The 20,228-nt window shown below is 64.9% G+C and carries 12 protein-coding genes; 9 read left to right on the top strand and 3 right to left on the bottom strand.

Annotated features, from left to right (window positions below; all coding sequences use genetic code 11):
* Window positions 1-29: 29 nt before the first annotated feature.
* Complete coding sequence (locus H7687_RS01490) at window positions 30-2,927, bottom strand: molybdopterin-dependent oxidoreductase (RefSeq protein WP_183344347.1); 2,898 nt, start codon at window positions 2,925-2,927, stop codon at window positions 30-32.
* Between the two features lie 191 nt (window positions 2,928-3,118).
* Here H7687_RS01490 and H7687_RS01495 point away from each other — a divergent pair, with 191 nt between their 5' ends.
* Window positions 3,119-4,909 (top strand): thiamine pyrophosphate-requiring protein, encoded by a 1,791-nt coding sequence (locus H7687_RS01495; protein ID WP_183344349.1) that lies wholly within the window; start codon window positions 3,119-3,121, stop codon window positions 4,907-4,909.
* Between the two features lie 356 nt (window positions 4,910-5,265).
* The gene (locus tag H7687_RS01500; RefSeq protein ID WP_183344351.1) at window positions 5,266-6,135 is read left to right on the top strand and encodes an ADP-polyphosphate phosphotransferase; all 870 of its coding nucleotides are present in this window, start codon (window positions 5,266-5,268) and stop codon (window positions 6,133-6,135) included.
* A gap of 67 nt (window positions 6,136-6,202) precedes the next feature.
* Here H7687_RS01500 and H7687_RS01505 read toward each other — a convergent pair whose 3' ends face one another.
* The gene (locus H7687_RS01505; RefSeq protein WP_183344353.1) at window positions 6,203-6,379 is read right to left on the bottom strand and encodes a DUF1328 family protein; all 177 of its coding nucleotides are present in this window, start codon (window positions 6,377-6,379) and stop codon (window positions 6,203-6,205) included.
* A 119-nt stretch (window positions 6,380-6,498) separates the two neighbouring features.
* Window positions 6,499-9,249, bottom strand: coding sequence for a DNA ligase D (gene ligD / locus H7687_RS01510; RefSeq protein WP_183344355.1), 2,751 nt, complete (start codon window positions 9,247-9,249; stop codon window positions 6,499-6,501).
* Between the two features lie 144 nt (window positions 9,250-9,393).
* Here ligD and H7687_RS01515 point away from each other — a divergent pair, with 144 nt between their 5' ends.
* From H7687_RS01515 to H7687_RS01545, 7 genes are all read left to right on the top strand, one after another.
* Window positions 9,394-9,573 (top strand): YlxR family protein, encoded by a 180-nt coding sequence (locus tag H7687_RS01515; RefSeq protein ID WP_183344357.1) that lies wholly within the window; start codon window positions 9,394-9,396, stop codon window positions 9,571-9,573.
* Window positions 9,574-9,598: 25 nt separating this feature from the next.
* A complete protein-coding gene (locus H7687_RS01520; RefSeq protein WP_183344358.1) occupies window positions 9,599-9,766 on the top strand; it encodes a hypothetical protein in 168 nt (55 codons plus the stop codon).
* A gap of 105 nt (window positions 9,767-9,871) precedes the next feature.
* A complete protein-coding gene (locus H7687_RS01525) occupies window positions 9,872-10,312 on the top strand; it encodes a ferritin-like domain-containing protein (protein ID WP_183344360.1) in 441 nt (146 codons plus the stop codon).
* A gap of 325 nt (window positions 10,313-10,637) precedes the next feature.
* Window positions 10,638-12,527, top strand: a complete 1,890-nt coding sequence (treZ, locus tag H7687_RS01530) for a malto-oligosyltrehalose trehalohydrolase (RefSeq protein ID WP_183344362.1) — start codon at window positions 10,638-10,640, stop codon at window positions 12,525-12,527.
* On the top strand, window positions 12,514-14,958 hold the full coding sequence (locus H7687_RS01535) for a DUF3536 domain-containing protein (protein ID WP_183344364.1): 2,445 nt from the start codon (window positions 12,514-12,516) through the stop codon (window positions 14,956-14,958). The genes treZ and H7687_RS01535 overlap by 14 nt, the downstream gene beginning before the upstream one ends.
* Before the next feature lie 13 nt (window positions 14,959-14,971).
* Window positions 14,972-17,932, top strand: a complete 2,961-nt coding sequence (locus tag H7687_RS01540) for a malto-oligosyltrehalose synthase (protein ID WP_183344366.1) — start codon at window positions 14,972-14,974, stop codon at window positions 17,930-17,932.
* Window positions 17,933-18,187: 255 nt separating this feature from the next.
* Window positions 18,188-20,167, top strand: a complete 1,980-nt coding sequence (locus tag H7687_RS01545; protein WP_183344368.1) for an alpha-1,4-glucan--maltose-1-phosphate maltosyltransferase — start codon at window positions 18,188-18,190, stop codon at window positions 20,165-20,167.
* Window positions 20,168-20,228: the final 61 nt, after the last annotated feature.

The raw sequence follows: 20,228 nt of genomic DNA on the forward strand, positions 1-20,228 counted from the left end.
CGCAGGTGCCTGTCCCCCTTTAGTCCGAGTCAGACCACGTCGTTGTCCACCCGCCTTAAAAACGTCACCGCGGGCTTGGTGTTCAGCTCGTGCAGCAGGTGGTAGCGGCGCGGATCGCCGCGGGTGATCCTGGTGACCTGGGCGCCCGGGTCGAGGAGGTCGCCGAAGGTGAACACCCCGCCCGGGCAGGTCTGGGCGCAGGCGGGCACCACCTCGCCGTCCTGCAGCTTGCGCCCCTCCCGCGCGGCGCGGTACTGCGCCTGCCGGATGCGCTGCACGCAGAAGGTGCACTTCTCCATGACGCCGCGCTGGCGCACCGTCACCTCGGGGTTCAACTGCAGGTCCAGCGGCTTTCTCCATTCCAGGTTCACCCAGTTGAAGCGGCGCACCTTGTAGGGGCAGTTGTTGGAGCAGTAGCGGGTGCCGATGCAGCGGTTGTAGATCTGGGCGTTCAGCCCCTCCTCGTTGTGCACGGCGGCGAAGACCGGGCAGACCGGCTCGCACGGGGCGGCGTCGCAATGCTGGCAGTGCAGCGGCAGCCAGGCGTAGCGCCAGGGGCTGCCGGGGACGCGGTAGGGGGGGACGCGCAGCCAGGCCATCTCGCGGCCGTCGGCCACCAACTCCGGGCCGATCACCGGGACGTTGTTCTCGGCGTAACAGGCGACGGCGCATGTGCCGCAGCCGATGCAGCGCTGCAGGTCGATTACCATGGCCCAGCGGTGCTTGGCGTGTTCGTGCGGGGGGTAGAGGTCCCGGTCGGCGTGGTAACCCTCGGGGAGCGGGAGGTCGAACTCCTCCTTGGGCGGGTTGGCCGCGCGCAGCACCGAAAGCGGCACCGACTGCAGCAGGTCGCGGTGCAACTGCTCCCGGCACAGCGCGGTTCTAATGGGGCGGGGGGCGTCTGCGGCGACCCGGCTGACCCGGCAGGGGGGGAAGGACCCCGCCCGCTGCGCGGCATCGAGCAGCATGAAGGCGTTGGAGCCCACCCCCCTCGCGTTCTTGCCCAGGGCGCTGTGCCCCTGGCCGAGGCCGATGGCCGCACTCTGCTCATGGATCTCCGTGGTGAGGCGGGCCGGCGCCCGCAGCGAACCCGCGACGGTGGTAAGCTGCACCAGGTCGCCGCTCTCGATGCCCAGGGCGGCGGCCTTCTTCGGGTGCAGGTCGATCCAGTTGCCCCAGACGATGAAGGTGATCGGGTCGGGCGCCTCCTGCAGCCAGCCGCGGTTGGCCAGGCGCCCGTCGTAGAGCATGATGGAGGCCCAAGGCCACAGTTCCACGTCCTCGATGCGCGCCGGCGCCGTGGGACGCTGCGCCTGGAACGATATCCCCGCCAGGCGCGGGGCGGGTGCCGTGCCCGAAGCGGGCGGCGTTGCCGGCCACGCCCCTCCCGTCCTGAGCGCCGCCTGCCAGCCACGCTCCGCTTGGTCGCCGCCGCCGAAACCGCGCCGTTCCTTGAGCCACTGCAGCAGGTCGGCCGGCGCCGTTCCGCGCGCGGTCCGAAGCGGCCTGCCGGCCTGCCGCGCCAGCGCGATCAGGATGTCGCAGGCCCCGCGGGTGTCGTAGAGGCGCCCCATCACCGGCTGCATCAGTCCGTCCACCCCCGGTTCCGGCTGGTATTCCCCCCACGACTCGAGCGGCGTGTCGGTCGGGAGCACCCAGCGCGCCAGTTCCGCCGTCTCGTCCAACAGCGATCCCAGGTACACCACCATCCCGGCCCCCTGCAGCCGTTCCGCCGCTGCCGTCCTGGCGTAAGCGGGGTTGGCGTCGACTACGAAGAGGACGTCCTGCGGGCCCAGGGAGGAAAGGAACAGGTCCAACTCCGCGTCGCGGGCGCTGCTACTCAGGGCGTGGGGGCGGGAAAAATCGACCGTGGCGCCGATGGCCCCGACGGCGTAGTTGAGCAGGGCGGCGCAGAGGGCGGTCCCGGTGGCGGCCGGGCCGCCGCCGTACTGGGGGCCGGCCAGGGCCACCGGGCGATGCGCCGAGGTGAAGGCGCGGCCCACGGTCAGCAGGACCTCCTGGTCCAGCGCGGGTAAGGGGGATGACTTGAGCAGGGCGTCCAGCGCCGGCCGGACCGGGCCGAGATCGTTCCTGTTCCAGCCCCGGTCCATGATCACCCTGAGCAGGGCCGCCGCCACCACCGGAAGCTGCCGGGGGGATACCTGGAGGAAATGGTCGGCGTTGCTGGCGGTCATGGAGAGGCGCGGCCCCAGGTAGGCCATCCGGGTCGGGGAGCCGCCGTCACGGTAGGCGCGGCCGTCGGAGAACTGCCGGGCCTGGCGCACCGGCGATCCCCACGTTTCCAGGAAATCGGCGGCGAAGCTGACGATGAAGTCGCTCCCCTCCAGGTCGTAGCGGGGGATCACCGGCAGACCGAAGAGCTGCTGGTGGGCGGCGCGGAGTGCTTCATAGTTGAAGGGTTCGTAGAACAGGAGACGGGCGGAACCGAAGGCGGCGACGAAAGCCCGCAGCACCTCGGCCTGCGCCCCGGTCTGCAGGCTGGACAGCAGCGCCACCCTTCCTCCCGAGGCGAGCCGGTTGGAGATGGAGTCGAAGGCCTCCTGCCAGCTCTTGGGCCGCAGCTTCCTGCCGGTGCGGTAGAGCGGCGTGGTGACCCGGTCCGGGTCGTAGAGCCCCTGCAGCGCGGACTGACCGCGCGGGCAGAGCGCGCCCCGGTTCACCGGGTGCGCCGGGTTCCCCTCCGCCTTGGTGGCGCGGCCGTCGCGGTTGGCGACGTGCATGCCGCAGCCGGCGGGGCATTCACGGCAGGTGGTGGCGTAAAAGGTCCAGTTGCCGGGGGTAATCTCTTCCGGCGGGATCACCTTGGGGATCAGCTTGTTGACCAGCTTGCGCGGCTGGTCGGTGGCCAGCGCGATGCTGCTGCCCCCCGTGATCCACAAGAAGGTGCGTCTGGACATCTCGGACATCGGCATGCCCCCGGATGATTCTCATCGCTTCAATGAAAGAGGAGATGAAAAAAGATTAACCTTTTGTATCAAGGCGGCCCGCCTTGTCAAGGGCGCCCTCAAAACGCGGACCCCGCTGTTGACAAAGAAAGTCCGATTCCTAGACTGTTAAGGTGATTAATATTCTCAAATCTAATGAGCAGGGAGGTCTCATGACAACTGCCAGTGATTTCCTGGTGCAACGGCTGTACGAATGGGGGGTGCGCAAGGTCTACGGCTACCCCGGCGACGGCATCAACGGCGTGATGGGTGCCTTGAACCGGGACAAGGAGAAGGTCGCTTTCATCCAGACCCGCCACGAGGAGGAGGCCGCCTTCATGGCCTGCGCCCACGCCAAGTTCACCGGCGAGGTCGGGGTCTGCATCGCCACCTCCGGGCCGGGCGCCATCCACCTGTTGAACGGGCTCTACGACGCCAAGCTGGACCATCAGCCGGTGGTCGCCATCGTGGGGCAGCAGTCCACGACCGCGCTGGGCGCGGACTACCAGCAGGAGGTGGATCTTCTGTCGCTGTTCAAGGACGTGGCCCACCACTACGTACACATGGCCACCAGCGCCGAACAGGTCAGGCAACTGGTCGACCGTGCCATCCGCATCGCCCTGGCCGAGCGCACCGTCACCTGCGTCATTCTCCCCAGCGACGTGCAGGAGATGGACGCGGTACCGTCGCCGGTGCGCAAGCACGGCTCGACCTTCACCGGGCTGGGCTTCACCCGCCCCGAGATCGTGCCGGCACGGGACGACTTGAGGCGCGCCGCCGACGTCCTCAACGCCGGGAAAAAGGTGGCCATGCTGGTCGGCGCCGGGGCGCTGGGCGCGGGCGAGGAGGTTGCCATCGCGGCAGAAAAGCTTGGCGCCGGGGTGGCCAAGGCGCTTTTGGGCAAGGCCGTGCTCCCGGACACGCTCCCCTACGTCACCGGTTCCATAGGGCTTTTGGGCACCAAGCCGAGCTGGGAGATGATGAAGGAGTGCGACACGCTGCTCATGATCGGCAGCGGGTTCCCGTATGCCGAGTTCCTCCCCAAGGAGGGGCAGGCGCGCGCGGTCCAGATCGACATCAGCGCCCGCATGCTGGGGCTGCGCTATCCCATGGAGGTGAACCTTCAGGGGGACGCCAAACTCACCCTGCGTGCGCTGATCCCGCTGCTCGAACAGAAGCAGGACAGCAGCTGGCGCGACTCCATCGAGAAGGGTGTGAGCGAGTGGTGGGAAGTGCTGGAGGCCCGCGCCAAGCTCGAGGCGAAGCCCATCAACCCGCAGCGCCTGTTCTGGGAACTCTCCGCCCAGCTTCCCGACAACTGCATCCTGACCTGTGATTCGGGTTCCTCAGCCAACTGGTACGCGCGGGATCTCAAGGTGAGGACAGGGATGATGGCGTCGCTCTCGGGAGGGCTCGCCACCATGTGCCCCGGCGTGCCTTACGCCGTCGCCGCCAAGATGAACTACCCGGACCGGCCGGTGATCGCCATGGTCGGCGACGGCGCCATGCAGATGCAGGGGATCAACGGCCTGGTGAACGTCGCCAAGTACTGGCAGGAGTGGAGCAACCCGCAACTGGTGGTGCTGGTGCTGAACAACGGCGACCTGAATCAGGTGACCTGGGAGCAGCGCGTCATGAACGGCGACGCCAAGTTCAGCGCCTCCCAGGACATCCCGCAGTTCCCGTACGCCGGCTACGCCGAGATGCTGGGGCTGGAAGGGATCAGGCTGGAGGACCCGGAACAGATCCGCTCCGCCTGGAGGACGGCGCTCTCCGCCAACCGCCCGGTGGTGATCGATGCCCGCTGCGATCCGGACGTGCCGCCGCTGCCGCCGCACATCACCTTCGACCAGGCCAAGGGGTTCCTCTCCTCGCTTTTCAAGGGCGATCCCAACCTGGGCGGCATCGTGACCCAGTCGGCCAAACAGATGATGTCGACGCTGCTGACCAGGAGTGAGAAGTAAGGGGGATGACAAGTGATAAGCTGATTCGCGCAGGCCTACAGCTAGTCCCTCTCCCTCTGGGAGAGGGTGCCCAACGGGCGGGTGAGGGGAACTGGCGGTGGCGATAACTGCCCTTGGCAACGCCCTCACCCTAACCCTCTCCCAGAGGGAGAGGGGATGTGGACGCATGGCCGACGGCATTAAAAAGGACAACGGGATCACGGGGACCGGCCTAAAGGGCGGTCCCTTTTTCGTCGTCTCGCGCGTTCATTACAGGAGAGAGACCTTCAGCCAATGAGGAGCGCGGCTTGTAACTCTCATTGAAAAGCCGGTAATCTGCGCTAGCCTCAACAGGTGTCGTGACAAAGGAGGCGCGCGTGAAGATCTCTACCGAGCAGTTCCGGGTGAAGCCGAAGGACGAGGTGGACTTGAAGAAGCGACCTACCTCGGTCCCCTCTTTTTACCGTTCCAAGGAGGAGTACCAGGAGCTTCTGACCGAACAGATCGACCGGCTGAGCTCCCTGCAGGGGCTGCTCTACGCCAACAACAGCTGGTCCATCCTGCTCATCTTCCAGGCCATGGACGCGGCGGGCAAGGACAGCATGATCAAGCACGTCCTCTCCGGGATCAACCCCCAGGGGTGCGAGGTCTACTCCTTCAAACACCCAAGCCCGGAGGAACTGGACCACGACTTTCTCTGGCGCAGCATGCGCCGGCTGCCGGAGCGCGGCCGCATCGGCATCTTCAACCGCTCCTACTACGAAGAGGTGCTTATCGTCCGGGTGCACCCGGAGATCCTGGCGGCGGAGAACCTCCCGGACAAGCTGGCCGGCCACAAGAACATCTGGCGCGACCGCTTCCGCTCCATGAACGACCTGGAAGCGCACCTGACCAGGAACGGGACCCGCATCATCAAGTTCTTCCTGCACATTTCCAAGGAGGAACAGCGTAAGCGCTTCCTGGAGCGGATCGACAACCCGGAAAAGAACTGGAAGTTCAACCAGGACGACATCGAAGAGCGCAAGCGCTGGAAGCAGTACATGAATGCCTACGAGCAATGCCTTAGCGCCACCAGCAGCAAGGACGCACCCTGGTACGTGGTGCCGGCGGACGACAAGAAGAACGCGAGGCTGATCGTGGCCCAGGTGGTGGTGAACCTCTTGGAAGAACTGAAGATGAGCTATCCGGAGACCTCGGAGGAGAAGCACCGGGAACTGCTGGCCATAAGAGACGAGTTGGTGCAATAAGAAGTGGTGGTTTCAGATAAACAAAAGGCGGCTTGCGCCGCCTTGATTGAAAGTCCTGCCAAAGTAGCTATCGTGTGATGCTCCGTCCTGCCAGAAGGCCTGCCACCAGCATGACCACTGCAACGACCAGGAACAGGTAGAAGAGCAGTTTGGCAATACCGGCTGCTGCTGTTGCAATACCGCCGAAACCGAACACCGCGGCTATTACGGCGATAATGAAGAATATGATGGCCCAACGTAACATGATCTCTCACCTCCCCGCACCCTCATTAACTTCCTTAAACAAAGTGTATCATGGGAAAGGTTGCCTTTTAAATCTTGTATTTTTTTAATTTCCGTCGTTGCAGTTGTGCCAGTTTCGGGTCACCGCTCCAGGTTCTCGATGCACTGCTCCAGGTCGATTCCCGGCCCCAGCACGCCGGCGAACAGGTCGCCCAGGTGTTCCAGCCGCCGAGGCATGGTGGTGATGGTGAACTGACTCGGATCGAGACCCGGCTGCACCTCCTCCCATTTAAGCGGGGCTGAGACCGTGGCCCCCGGCCTGGGGCGGATGCTGTAGGGTGCGGCCAGGGTCTGGCCCGGCTTGTTCTGCAGGAAATCGAGGTAGACCTTTTTCTGGCGCAGCTTCGGGCTGCGCAGGATGCTGGTGAACTCCGGGACCCTGTGGTGCACGAGGGTGGCGATGACCCGGGCGAACTCGCCCGCGGCGTCGTAGTCGTACTTGGCCCCCAGCGGCACGTAGATATGGATCCCGGTGGCGCCGGAGGTCTTGGGGAAGCTGACCGCGCCGGCCCGCTCCAGCACCTCCCGGACCGCCAGCGCCGTCTCGATCACCTTGGCGAACGGGATGTCCTCCGGGTCGAGGTCGATCACGAAGTAGTCAGGGTAGTCGAGGTTCTGCAGGCGCGACAGCCAGGGGTTGATCTCGATGCAGCCGAGGTTGGCCATGTAGACCAGGGTCGCCTCGTCCTGGCACACGAAGAACTTGATGTTCTTGTCCACGTGCTTGGAGTAGATCTCCCGGGTGGTGATCCAGGATGGCGGCAGCTCGCCCGCTTCCTTCTGGAAAAAGCCCGGCTCGGCGATGCCGTTGGGGGTGCGGTACAGGGACTCCGGCCGGTCGACCAGGTGGGGGAGCATGGCGTGGGCCATGGTGCGGTAGTAGTTGATGACATCTCCCTTGGTGTACCCCTGGTCCGGCCAGAACACCTTGTCCAGGTTGGAAAGCTCCAGCCGGTGGCCGTCCAGGATGAGGACTTCCTCCTGTCCTTTCTTGCTACTCGAACCCTTCCTGCTGCCGGAACCCTTTGGAAGTGAAGGGGGCGACGGGGACGCGGCGGGCTCCGGCGGCGGGGGCGGCGTGGAACCGACCAGTTCGCGCACCACGCTCTTCGGGTCCTTGTCCTCCCTCAATCCCAGGTAGATGGGCTGGCGCATCACGTTCTCGTCGGTCCACTCGGAAAACTCCACCTCGCAGACCAGTTCCGGCCTTACCCAGGTAATCGGCATGTCGGACTTCACCGGCTGCTGAAAGGGGGAGTTGTCCTGCACCAGCGGCTGCAGCAGGTCGTACATCTCCTTGAGGCCGGCGTCGTCAAAGCCTCCGCCGGCGAAGCCGATGCAGACCAAGCGGTCATCCTCGTAGACGCCGAGCACCAGCGCCCCCAGCCCTTTCCGGCTGCGGCGCGGCTGGGTGAAGCCGCAGATGACCGCCTCCTGCTGGAAGCGCACCTTGATTTTCAACCACTCCTTGCTTCTCTTCCCGGACTGGTACAGGCTCGCGGCGCGCTTGGCCAGGATCCCTTCCAGGTTGTTCTGGCGCGCCAGTTCGAAGAACTCCTTGCCGGACTCAATGATGTGGTCGCTGTAGCGGATCTCGGGGAGGTCGGGCAGCAGGGCGCGCAGCCTCTCCTTGCGGGCCAAGAGAGGCTGGTTGCGCAGGTCTTCGCCGTTCAGGTAGAGCAGGTCGAAGACGTAGTAGGCGATGTTGCCGCGGCCGGTGCGCTGGTAGTTCTGCAGCAGTTGAAAGTAGGAGCGGCCGGTTTCATCGACAACCACCACCTCGCCGTCGAAGACGGCATCGACGCCGAGCGCGGCCAGCGCCGTGACGATGCTGGGAAACTTCTTGTTGAAGGGGAGGTTGTTGCGCGAGTAGAGGGCGACGTCCCGGCCGGAAACCTCGGCGATGGTGCGGTAGCCGTCCAGCTTGATCTCGAAGAGCCAGTCCGGGTCGTCGAAGGGCTCGGCGGCGGAGGTGGCCAGCATGGGGGTGCCGGCTGACACCGTGGACCTGGTGGACCCGGTGGACCAGGTGGACGCAGTGGACCCGGAAGAGCTGGTGGGGTTGGTGGTGTTGGTGGTGTTGGTGGTGTTGGTGGGGGGGAGCGCGGTTGTCGGCGGGGTGGTGTTGGCGAACTTTGCGGGCGGTGGTGGGGGGGCGCTGGCTTGCTCCTCCCCCTGGAGGGGGGAGGGCGGGTGGGGGGAAGCGGGCGTAGCGGCCACACCGCCTTCGGCCTGCACCGGCCGGCGCTGCGGCATACGGCCGGCACGGAGGTCCTCGATGGTGACGTTGCTCACCACGGAACGCTCCTGCAGGGTCACGTCCTCACTGCCGGCATACCGGTCCTTTTTCTTGATCAAGAGCCACGAATTCCCCTTGTCGCCCTTGATGCGCACCAGGGCGAACTCGCCATTCAGCTTCTCGCCGTGCAGAACGAACTTCAGGTCGCCCTTCTGCAACCCCTCGCGCAAAAGCTTCAGACTCTGCTCCGGTTCCTCGCTCCCCGCGGCGTGGAAGGTGCCGGTATCCCAGATGATCACCTCGCCGGCGCCGTAGTTCCCTTTCGGAATCACGCCCTCGAAATCGCCGTACTCGTACGGATGGTCCTCCACCATCATGGCCAGCCGCTTCACTGCCGGATCCAACGACGGCCCCTTGGGTATCGCCCAACTCTTGAGCACCCCGTCGATCTCCAGGCGAAAATCGTAGTGCAGGTGGGAGGCGGCATGCTTGTGGACGACGAAACGCAGCGCCCGCGTCGACCGCCCCCCTTTTCCCCATGGTTCAGGCGTTTTGCTCAGATCCCGTTTGCGCTGATACTCCTCCAGTCCCATGAGAACACCTCCTTTGGCTGCACATGAGTCTATCACAGCAGCATGATCCGGGAGATTGACAAAAGAAGTCGGGCGGCTAGATTATTAGGCGTTGCCAATTTTGGCCTATCCAAGCCCGACCGGGCACCAGAAAGGAGAAGAAGCATGAAGGTCCAGGACATCAAGGAAATAGCCCAAAGGATGGACATCTCCTGCGGCAAGCTGAAAAAAGGTGAACTGATCCGCCTGATCCAAACCAAGGAAGGGAATAGCGCGTGTTTCGATTCGGGGCAGTCGTCCCAGTGCGGCCAAGGGGGCTGCCTCTGGGCGGAGGACTGCAACTGATCCCTTCCGGGAGAGGAGGCGCCACATGGACTTCGACTACACCAAGTACATCTACCTGCCGGACTGCAAGGACGGCTGCGGCGCCATCACGGACTGGTTGAGCAGCAGGGAGATGGCGCGCGAGGCGGGGGAGAACCACCACAAGTCGACGGGTCATGATTGGGTACTGATCGAGAAGATGCGGGAGGAGTAAAGGTCGTCATGTTATCGGCTTCATGCTACTGCAGGGGGGAGAGCGGTTTTCCCGCGTGCGACGTGCCGCGTGCAAACAATACCAACAGCTGATCCGGAGGAAAGCATGAACAGAGACGACATTCTCGACCAATTGGAAAAATTGATTCAGCTCGACGTGGATGCCACCCACGCCTATGACCAAGCCATCAAGAACGTGAACGAGGTGGCCATCAAGGACAAGCTGATTCAATTCCAGGCGGACCACCGCAAACACATCGACCTCCTTTCCGCGAAGATGCTGGAGTTGGGGGGGACCCCGCCGGAACTGACCTCCGACTTCAAGGGGTTCCTGATCTCCGGCTTCACGGCCCTGCGCAGCCTGACCGGGTCGAAAGGAGCCCTGGAGGCGATGGAGAGCAACGAGCGCCTCACTACCAGCCGCTACGAGGAAGCCTCGCAGCTCGACTTCCCGGTGGACATCTCGGCCATCGTGCGCGCCAACTATGCGGATGAGCAGCGCCACCTCTCTTTCATCCGCGAGGCGATCGCAACCCTGCGCAAGTAGCAGCAAGGCAGTGGACAGTTGACAATGGACAAGTGACAACGAAAACCGCAGGGGCCGTAAACGCGGCGCCCCCCGGCGGGGCTAACACTGACCGCGCGACGGGGACGCCCCGCGCCGGCCAGGGCGATCACAGGGCAGCCCGGATCCAATGGATCCGGGCTCTTTTTTTTCATTAGCAGCGCGCTCAGCGGTACTCATCTTCTGCGAAACTGCCTTGCGCAAGGCGTTGACATGAACGGCCGCTAATGTATCTTTGGTGAGTGTTTTTTTATGTGAGCTGCAGCGGTCTCATGAGCAGGGCGGTCATGGCTGGCGGAGGTGGGGCATGGTAGCTGGTGGCTGGCGCGTTGAACTGGGGGCTACGGTCCTGAAGGAGGGGGGGACGCAGTTCCGGGTCTGGGCTCCCAACTCGAAGACGGTGAACGTGCTGATCCTGTCCGGCAAGGCAACCGGCACGGTGGCCATGCAGCCGGAGGGAAAGGGATACTACTCGATCACCGTCCCCGGCGTGGCCGACGGCGACCGCTACCTCTACCAACTCGAATCGGGCAGCACCTTCCCCGACCCGGTGTCGCGCTTTCAGCCGGAGGGGGTCCATGAGCCGTCCCAGGTGGTAGACCCGGAGCAATTCCTCTGGACCGAGGAGGGGTGGCAGGGGATCCCGCTGGAGCAGTACCGCATCTACGAGATCCACGTCGGCACCTTCACCAGGGAAGGGACCTTCGAGGCGGTGATCCAGCACCTCGACTACCTGGTCGACCTGGGCATCACGGCAGTCGAACTGATGCCGGTTTCGCAGTGCCCCGGCAAGCGCAACTGGGGCTACGACGGCGTGTACCACTTCGCGCCGCAGAGCAACTACGGCGGTCCGGAAGGGCTGAGAAGGCTGGTGAACGCCTGCCACAGGAAAGGGCTCGCCGTGGTGCTGGACGTGGTCTACAACCACTTCGGCCCGGAAGGATGCTACCTGGACCGCTTCGGACCCTATTTCACCAACAAGTACCGCACTCCCTGGGGCCGGGCGATGAATCTGGACGACGCCGACAGCGACCCGGTCCTGGAATACTTCCTGTGTAACGCGGCGTACTGGCTCACGGAATTCCGTTTCGACGCCCTGCGCCTGGACGCGGTGGACTGGATCTTCGACCAGACTCCCAAGCCCCTTTTGCGGCGCCTGGCCGACGAGATCCACCAGCACCGCGAGCGGCTCGGGCGGGAGTTCTGCCTCTTCGCCGAGAACGACACCAACGACGTGCGCCTGATCAACTCGCCGGAGAAATGCGGCTTCGGCCTCGACGCCCAGTGGTGCGACAACTTCCACCACGCGCTGCGCGCGCTCCTTACCGGCGAGATCACCGGCTACTACGAGGATTTCGGCCAGTTCAGCCAGCTGCAGAAGGCGTTCGAGGAGGCCTTCGTCTATACCGGCCAGTACTCGAGATACCGCCGGCGGCGCCACGGCGGGCCCACCGAGAACCATCCCGGATCCCAGTTCGTGGTCTTCTCGCAGAACCACGACCAGGTCGGCAACAGAAAGTGCGGCGACCGGCTGAGCGCGACGCTGCCGCTGAGCCAGCTGCTTCTGGCGGCCGCCACCGTGATCCTCTCCCCCTACCTGCCGCTGCTCTTCATGGGCGAGGAGTACGGCGAGCGCGCCCCCTTCCATTACTTCATCGACCACACCGACCTGGAACTGGTGGAGTTGGTGCGCAAGGGGAAGCACGAGGAGCACGCCTCGGGTATTTGCGAGGGGGACATTCCCGATCCCGCCGCGGAATCCACTTTCGAAGAGTCCATCATCGACGTGGCGACGCCGAAAGAAGGGGAGCAGGCGGTGATCCTCGCCTTTTACAGGAAGCTCTTCGCGCTGCGCACCGGCCTCCCGGCGCTGCAGGTGTTCCAGCGCGACTCGATGGCCATTGCCGGCCTTCCCGAGCAGAAGGTCCTCTTCCTGCGCAGGTGGAGCGGCGAAAACTCGGTGCTCTGCCTGTTCAGTTACAGCAACATCCAGCAGGAGGTCCCCGTCGACCTCCCGCAGGGGAACTGGGAGCGGGTGCTGGACTCGTCCGGTCATCAGTGGCGCGGCCCGGGTGAAGAGGCGCCGGAGCGGCTAGAGGGAGGCGAGGCGGAGCGGCACCGCATGATCAGGATCAACCCGTTCAGCGTGGTGGTCTACAGCACTACTACTTCAGGAGGAGACCATGGAGCAAGCTAAGGAGCGTTTCGTCTGCATCCACGGACACTTTTACCAGCCACCCCGGGAAAACCCGTGGCTCGAGGCAGTGGAGATACAGGATTCCGCCTTCCCCTACCATGACTGGAACGAGCGCATCACCGCGGAGTGCTACGCCTCCAATTCGGCGTCGCGCATCCTGGACGGCGACAGCCGCGTCATGGACATCACCAGCAATTACGCCAAGATCAGCTTCAACTTCGGCCCCACGGTCCTTTCCTGGATGGAACTGGCCGCGCCCAACATCTACAACGCCATCCTGGCCGCGGACCAGCAGAGCATGGAGTGGCGCTCCGGGCACGGCTCGGCCATCGCCCAGGTTTACAACCACATGATCATGCCGCTCGCCAACGCGCGCGACAAGCGCACCCAGGTGGTGTGGGGCATCGCGGACTTCCAGAAACGGTTCGGCCGCTTCCCGGAGGGGATGTGGCTCGCGGAGACCGCGGTCGACCTGGAGACCCTCACCATTCTTGCCGAGCAGGGGATCAAGTACACCGTGCTCGCCCCGCACCAGGCGGATGCCTACCGCGCCCTGGGGACCGAGGAGTGGACCGAGACCGAGATCGACCCGACCCGGGCCTACCTGTGCAAGCTCCCCTCCGGTCGCTCCATCACCCTGTTTTTCTATGACGGTCCCATCTCCCGCGCGGTCGCCTTCGAGAACCTGTTGGACAGCGGCGAAGCCCTGGCCGGCCGGCTGGTGGGCGGCTTCACCGAAGACCGGGACTGGCCGCAACTGATGCACATCGCCACCGACGGGGAGACCTACGGCCACCACCAGAAGTTCGGCGACATGGCGCTGGCCGCGTGCCTGAACCACATCGAGGGGAACAACCTGGCGCGGCTCACCAACTACGGCGAGTACCTGGAACTGTGCCCGCCGGCGATGGAGGTGCGGATCCGCGAACGCACCTCCTGGAGCTGCGCCCACGGCGTCGAACGCTGGAACAGCGACTGCGGCTGCTCGGGGGGCATCCAGGGATGGAACCAGCAGTGGCGCACCCCGCTGCGCGCCTCGCTGGACTGGCTGCGCGACCGCCTCGCCAAGGCCTTCGAGCAGAAGGGGCGCGAGCTGTTCAAGGATCCCTGGCAGGCCCGTGACGCCTACATCGAGGTGATCCTGGACCGCGGCATGGAGCAGGCGGAGCGTTTCCTGGCGCAGCACGCCGCGCGCGAGCTGTCCAAGGACGAGAAGATCATGGCGCTCAAGCTGTTGGAGATGCAGCGCCACGCCATGCTCATGTACACCAGCTGCGGCTGGTTCTTCGACGAGCTTTCCGGCCTGGAGACGGTGCAGGTGATCGACTACGCGAGCCGGGCCCTGCAGCTGTCGGAGGGGATTGCCGAGGGCGAGGTGGAAAAGGCTTTCCTGGACCGCCTCAAGGAGGCGAAGAGCAACATCCCCGAGCACCACGACGGGCTCTGGATCTACCAGAACTTCGTGCTCCCGATCCGGCTCGACCTGGTCAAGGTCGGCGCCCACTATGCCTTCAGTTCTCTTTACGAAGAGTACGAGGAGCACTCCCAGATCTACTGCTACGCCATCGCCAGGGAGGAGTACCACAAAATCGCCAGCGCCGACGCGGTGATGGCGATGGGGCGCATCCACGTGGCCAGCGAGATCACCGAGGAGGAGACCTGCCTCACCTTCTGCGTCATGCGCATCGGCAGTCACGACTTCAAGGGGGGCGTGAAGGAGGTCTGCGACGCCGGCGGTTACGCGGCCATGCGCGAGGAGATGAGCGGCGCCTTCGACAAGGGGCTCTACACCGACCTGGTCACCCTGATGGACAAGCACTTCGGCACCCACAGCTTCTCGTTGATCAACCTCTTCAGCGACGAGCAGCGCAAGATCATCAACCAGATCATCCGGCAGAACATGGAAGAGGAGATCGCGAGCTACCAGGAGATGTACGAACGCAGCCGGCCGCTCATGGAGTTCGTCAAGGAGACCCGCGTCCCGGTGCCGCACATCTTCATGGCGGTGGCGCAGCCCGCGCTCAACGAGGCGCTCAGGCACGCCATGAGCGAGGACGAGGTGGACGCGGACCAGGTGCGCAGGATCGTGGGGCAGATCCGGTCCTGGGGCGTGGCCATCGAGGAGCCGGGAACCGAGTACTTCATGAGGCGGCGGCTGGAAGAGATGTCGGGCCAGCTGGTGCAGGACCCGTCCGACCTGAAGCTGATCGCCCGGATGCAGAAGTACATGGACCTTCTGAACGAGATTCCCGTCAACGTGGTGCTCTGGCAGATGCAGAACCACTACTACCAGCTCGCCAAGACCGTGTACCCGGAATACCTCACCCGCTCCGCCGGCGGCGAGGAAGGGGCCGGCATCTGGCTGGACGCATTCAGGAAGCTGGGGGATTCCCTGCGCTTCAACCTGGGGGCGGTGCTGCCGCAGGCCTAGACCGGGGGGAAGCATGGGAGCACCGAACCTGCCCAACGCGCACATTCCCAGCGCGACCTACCGGCTGCAGTTCAACGCCGGTTTCACCTTCGCCGACGCCACCAGGATGATCGGCTACCTGCACGACCTCGGCGTCAGCGACGTGTACGCCTCCTCCTACCTGGCCGCCAAGGAGGGGAGCGTGCACGGCTACGACGTGGTGAACCAGACCATCCTGAACAAGGAGGTCGGGGACGAGCAGAGCTACCAGGCCATGGTGGAGGAACTCTCCCGCCACGGCATGGGGCACATCCTCGACTTCGTTCCCAACCACATGTGCATCGAGAGCGCCGACAACGTCTGGTGGATGGACGTGCTGGAAAACGGCATGAGCTCGCCCTACGCCCACTTCTTCGACATCGACTGGGAGCCGGTGAAAAAGGAACTGACCGGCAAGGTGCTGTTGCCACTACTGGGCGACCAGTACGGCAAGGTGCTCGAAGCGGGCGGTTTGCAGCTCCTGTTCCGCGAGGGTGCTTTCTTCGTGCAGTGCTACTCCCTGCCGATCCCGATCGAACCGCGCAGCTACCTCCGCATTCTCCAGCATCGCCTGGACACTCTCAAAGAGCGGTTCCCGCCCGACGCCGGCCCGGTGCAGGAGCTCTTGAGCATCGAGACCGGGCTGCAGCACCTGCCGCTACCCACCGAGCGCGACCCGGCGCAGATGGGCGAGCGGCACCGGGAGAAGGAGATCATCAAGAAACGGCTCTGGCAACTGTGCCAGGACGCGCCGGAAGTGATGGAGTTCATCGCGGAGAACGTGAGGATCTTCAACGGCAGCAAGGGGGATCCCAACTCTTTCGACCTCTTGGACCAGCTGCTGCGCGAGCAGGTCTACCGTCTCTCCTACTGGCGGGTGGCCACCGAGGAGATCAATTACCGGCGCTTCTTCGACATCAACGCGCTGGCCGCGATCCGCATGGAGGACCAGGGGGTGTACGACCTCACCCACGCCCTGCTCTTCAAGCTGATCCGGGAGGGGAAGGTGACCGGCGTGCGTATCGACCACGTCGACGGCCTCTACGACCCGGTCTCCTACCTGCAGAACCTGCAAAAGAGCGCCTACATCCAGCTGTGCGGCTGGGAACCCGGAGGGGAGGGGGGTAACGGCGCGGAGGCGGAGTATTTCCGGGAACTGGAGCGCCAACCTTGCTACCAGCCGCTCTACGCCGTGGTGGAGAAGATCCTGATGAAGGGGGAGCAGCTCCCCGAACAGTGGCCGGTGGCCGGGAGCACCGGGTACGAGTTCCTGAACAGCGTGAACGGCATCTTCGTGGACACGGAGGCCGCCAAGCAGTTCGACCGCATCTACGACCGCTTCGTGAACCGCGCCTTTGATTTCACCGAGATCGTCTACCAGAAGAAGAAGCTGGTGATGCAGGTCTCGCTCTCGGGCGAGGTCAACATGCTGGCGCACCAGTTGAACAACATCGCCGAGCAGGACCGGCTCACCCGCGACTTCACCCTGAACAGCCTGGTGCGCGCCATCAGCGAAGTCATCGCCTGCTTCCCGGTGTACCGCACCTACGCCAACTCCGCCTCGGTGCGGGACAAGGACGTGCAGTACATCGAGGCGGCGGTCTCCAAGGCCAAGCGCTGGAACCCCGCCATCAGCGGCTCCGTGTTCGACTTCCTGCGCGACGTGCTCCTTCTGAAAGCGCCGGAGCGCGCCAGCGAGGAGAGCCGGCGCGCCTGGCTCTACTTCGCCATGCGCTTCCAGCAGATCACCGGGCCGGTCATGGCCAAGGGGCTGGAGGACACCGCCTTTTACGTCTACCACCGGCTCATCTCCTTGAACGACGTCGGCGGCATGCCGGGCAAGTTCGGCACCACCGTGGAGGCCTTCCACGGTCAGAACCTGGAGCGCAACAAGAACTTCCCCCACGCCATGATCACCACCTCGACCCACGACTCCAAGCGCGGCGAGGACGTGCGCACCAGGATCGACGCCCTGTCAGAGCTGCCGGAGCTGTGGCAGAAATCGGTGATGCGCTGGAGCCGGATCAACAAGGGGCGGGGCAGCCTCATCGAAAACCAGCGCGTCCCGGACCGCAACGAGGAGTACCTGATCTACCAGACCCTGCTGGGCGCGTGGCCCGCGGGCGGGCTGGACCAGGCCGGGTACGACGCCTTCAGGGGGCGCATCAAGGATTACATGATCAAGGCCCTGCGCGAGGCCAAGGTCAACAGCAGTTGGGTGAGCCCCAACAGCACCTACGAGGATGCCGTGCTCGGTTTCCTGGACGGCATCCTGGAGCAGTCGCCGGGCAACCCCTTCCTGCGCGAGTTCCAGCCGCTGCAGCGGCGGCTCTCCCGTTGCGGGCTGTTCAGCTCGCTGTCCCAGTCGCTCTTGAAGATGACCGCTCCCGGCGTGCCCGATTTCTACCAGGGGACCGAGCTGATCGAGTTCACCCTGGTCGACCCCGACAACCGCCGCCAGGTCGACTACGGCGCCAGGATCGAGGCGCTGCGGGAGCTGCGGGCGCGCGAGGCTGAGATCGGGGCGCAGGCCCTGTGCCGCGAGCTCCTGGAACAGGGTGACAACGGCAGGATCAAGCTCTTCCTCATCTACCGGGTGCTCAACTACCGCCGGCAGAGCCGGGACCCCTTCGACGCCGGCGAGTACCTGCCGCTCGAGGCCCAGGGGGCGCGGGAGCGGCACGTCTGCGCCTTCGCCAGGAAGGGAGGCGCGCGCACGCTGATCGTGGCGGCGGCGCGGCTGGTGGCGACGCTGATGCCGGAGGCGGGGGATAGCCCGCTGGGCGAGACGGTGTGGCAGGACACCGTGCTGCTGCTGCCGGAAGGGTCTGGGGAGCGGTTCCGCAACGTCGTCAACGACCAGCAGGTAGAGGCGGAGCGGCGCGACGGACGGCTGGCGATCCCCCTTGCGGCACTGTTCAGCGAGGTGAGCGTGGCGCTGTTGGAACCTGCCTAGTGGCTCCCTCACCCCCGCCCCTCTCCCCGAGGGCGAGGGGGGAATGGACGTCGCAATCCCCTCTCCCCCCGGGAAAGGGTGCACGAAGGGCGGGTGCTTCTTTAATCCCCTCGCCCACCGGGAGAGGGGTAGGGGTGAGGGCGGTGCCCCCGCCGCCATCCTGTCTTGCGCAGCACCCTATCCCAGCAGGCACGGACAGCAAAAGGTAGAACTTTCCTCAGTTGCAACTGCCGGCGTAGAAAGCGAGGTGAGCCTATGGAAGGGAGAGCCCGGATAGCGATCGAGGCCGTGCACCCGCAGATCGACTGTGGCAGGTTCGCCGTGCAGCGGGTGACCGGCGACGAGATGGTGGTGCAGGCCGACGTCTTCAGCGACGGCCACGACGAGGTCGTGGCGCTGCTGTTGTACCGCCGCATGGGCGAGGAACAGTGGCAGGAGAAGGAGATGCGCCGCCTGGACAACGATCGCTGGGAGGGGAGCTTCGTCCTCGGCGACCCGGGCTTTTACCAGTACACCCTGATGGGGTGGGTGGACCACTTCCGCACCTGGCAGCGTGACCTGCAAAAGAGGTTCGAGGCGGGGCAGGACGTGGCGGTCGACCTGAGAATCGGCGCCAAGATCCTGGAACAGGCGGTCGGCGAGGCCAACCAGGAGGACGCGGCGCGGCTGCGCGAGGCGGTGGCTGAGCTCTCCGCGGAACAGGAACAGGAAGGTGCCGTGGCGCTTGGGCTCGACACGCGGCTGTCCGACCTGGTCAGCACCTGCTGCGCCCGCGGGCTCGCCACCCGCTACCACAAGGAACTGGTGGTCCGGGTGGACCGCAAGAAGGCGCTCTTCAGCAGCTGGTACGAGCTGTTCCCGCGCTCGCTCGGTAAAGAGGGGCGCCACGGCACGCTGCGCGACTGCATCGATCTCCTCCCGGACATAGAGGAGATGGGCTTCGACGTCCTCTACCTCCCCCCTATCCACCCCATCGGCTCCAGCAAGCGCAAGGGAAAGGCCAACGCCGTCGAGGCGCAGCCGGGCGACCCCGGCAGCCCCTGGGCCATCGGCTCGGAGCAGGGAGGGCACAAGGCGGTGCACCCGGAACTGGGGACACTGGACGATTTCCGGGACCTGGTGCGCGAGGCCGAAAAGCGGGACATCGAGATCGCCCTCGACCTCGCCTTCCAGTGCTCGCCGGACCATCCCTACCTGAAGGAACACCCGGAGTGGTTCAAGTGGCGCCCCGACGGCACCGTGCAGTACGCGGAGAATCCGCCCAAGAAGTACCAGGACATCGTGCCGATCAACTTCGAGACGCCGCAGTGGGAGGAACTCTGGGAGGAGTTGAAGTCCATCGTCTTCTTCTGGATGGACCAGGGGGTGCGCATCTTCCGGGTGGACAACCCGCACACGAAACCGTTCCCGATGTGGGAGTGGCTCATCGACCAGGCCAAAGAGAAATGCCAGGACGTCATCTTCCTGGCCGAGGCGTTCACCCGCCCGAAGATCATGGCCCGGCTCGCCAAGCTCGGCTTCACCCAGTCCTACAGCTACTTCTCCTGGCGCAACAGCAAGGGTGAGTTGACCGACTACCTGACCGAGCTGACCCGCGGCGACACCAGGGAGTTCATGCGCCCGAACTTCTGGCCCAACACGCCGGACATCCTGACCGAGTACCTGCAGTACGGCGGGCGCCCCGCCTTCATGATCCGGCTCGTGCTCGCCGCCACGCTTTCCTCCAGTTACGGCATCTACGGGCCGGTGTACGAGCTCTGCGTGGGGAAGCCGGAGAAGCCGGGATCCGAGGAGTACCTGGACGCCGAGAAATACGAGATCCGCCGGTGGGACCGGAAGGGGGCCGGCAACATCCGCGAACTGATCGTCACCCTGAACCGGATCCGCCGCGACCACGTTGCGCTGCAGCAGACCAACAACCTCACCTTCCTCCCTTCCGACGACGACAGCGTCATCTTCTACGCCAAGATCGCCAGGCAGAAGAAGGGTTCGCTCCTGGTCGCGGTGAACCTGGACCCGTTCCGGGTGCGCACGGCGCGGCTCACTCTGCCGCTGCAGCTGTTCGGGGTCCTGCCGGGGCAGTCCTACCTGTTGCACGACCTGATCGGCGGCGATCACTCCATCTGGCAGGGTGAGACCACCACCGTGCGGCTCGACCCGCAGGTGAACCCGGCCTGCATCTACCGCATCAGCACCTGGCAGCGCCGGGAGTCCGATTTCGACTACTACTTTTGATAACTTCTCCCCCTCCCTTGACGGGAGGGGGCCGGGGGGAGGGTGACGGCGGCAGCGGCAG

Origin of the sequence: Geomonas paludis, from assembly GCF_014193585.1 — a bacterium.
GTDB classification, from domain to species: domain Bacteria; phylum Desulfobacterota; class Desulfuromonadia; order Geobacterales; family Geobacteraceae; genus Geomonas; species Geomonas paludis.

Coding starts and splice junctions, on each gene's coding strand:
- H7687_RS01515 (WP_183344357.1), top strand. CDS start 9,394: ATGAAGGTCCAGGACATCAAGGAAATAGCCCAAAGGATGGACATCTCC.
- H7687_RS01535 (WP_183344364.1), top strand. CDS start 12,514: ATGGAGCAAGCTAAGGAGCGTTTCGTCTGCATCCACGGACACTTTTAC.
- H7687_RS01520 (WP_183344358.1), top strand. CDS start 9,599: ATGGACTTCGACTACACCAAGTACATCTACCTGCCGGACTGCAAGGAC.
- H7687_RS01540 (WP_183344366.1), top strand. CDS start 14,972: ATGGGAGCACCGAACCTGCCCAACGCGCACATTCCCAGCGCGACCTAC.
- H7687_RS01505 (WP_183344353.1), bottom strand. CDS start 6,379: ATGTTACGTTGGGCCATCATATTCTTCATTATCGCCGTAATAGCCGCG.
- treZ (WP_183344362.1), top strand. CDS start 10,638: ATGGTAGCTGGTGGCTGGCGCGTTGAACTGGGGGCTACGGTCCTGAAG.
- H7687_RS01545 (WP_183344368.1), top strand. CDS start 18,188: ATGGAAGGGAGAGCCCGGATAGCGATCGAGGCCGTGCACCCGCAGATC.
- H7687_RS01525 (WP_183344360.1), top strand. CDS start 9,872: ATGAACAGAGACGACATTCTCGACCAATTGGAAAAATTGATTCAGCTC.
- H7687_RS01495 (WP_183344349.1), top strand. CDS start 3,119: ATGACAACTGCCAGTGATTTCCTGGTGCAACGGCTGTACGAATGGGGG.
- ligD (WP_183344355.1), bottom strand. CDS start 9,249: ATGGGACTGGAGGAGTATCAGCGCAAACGGGATCTGAGCAAAACGCCT.
- H7687_RS01490 (WP_183344347.1), bottom strand. CDS start 2,927: ATGTCCGAGATGTCCAGACGCACCTTCTTGTGGATCACGGGGGGCAGC.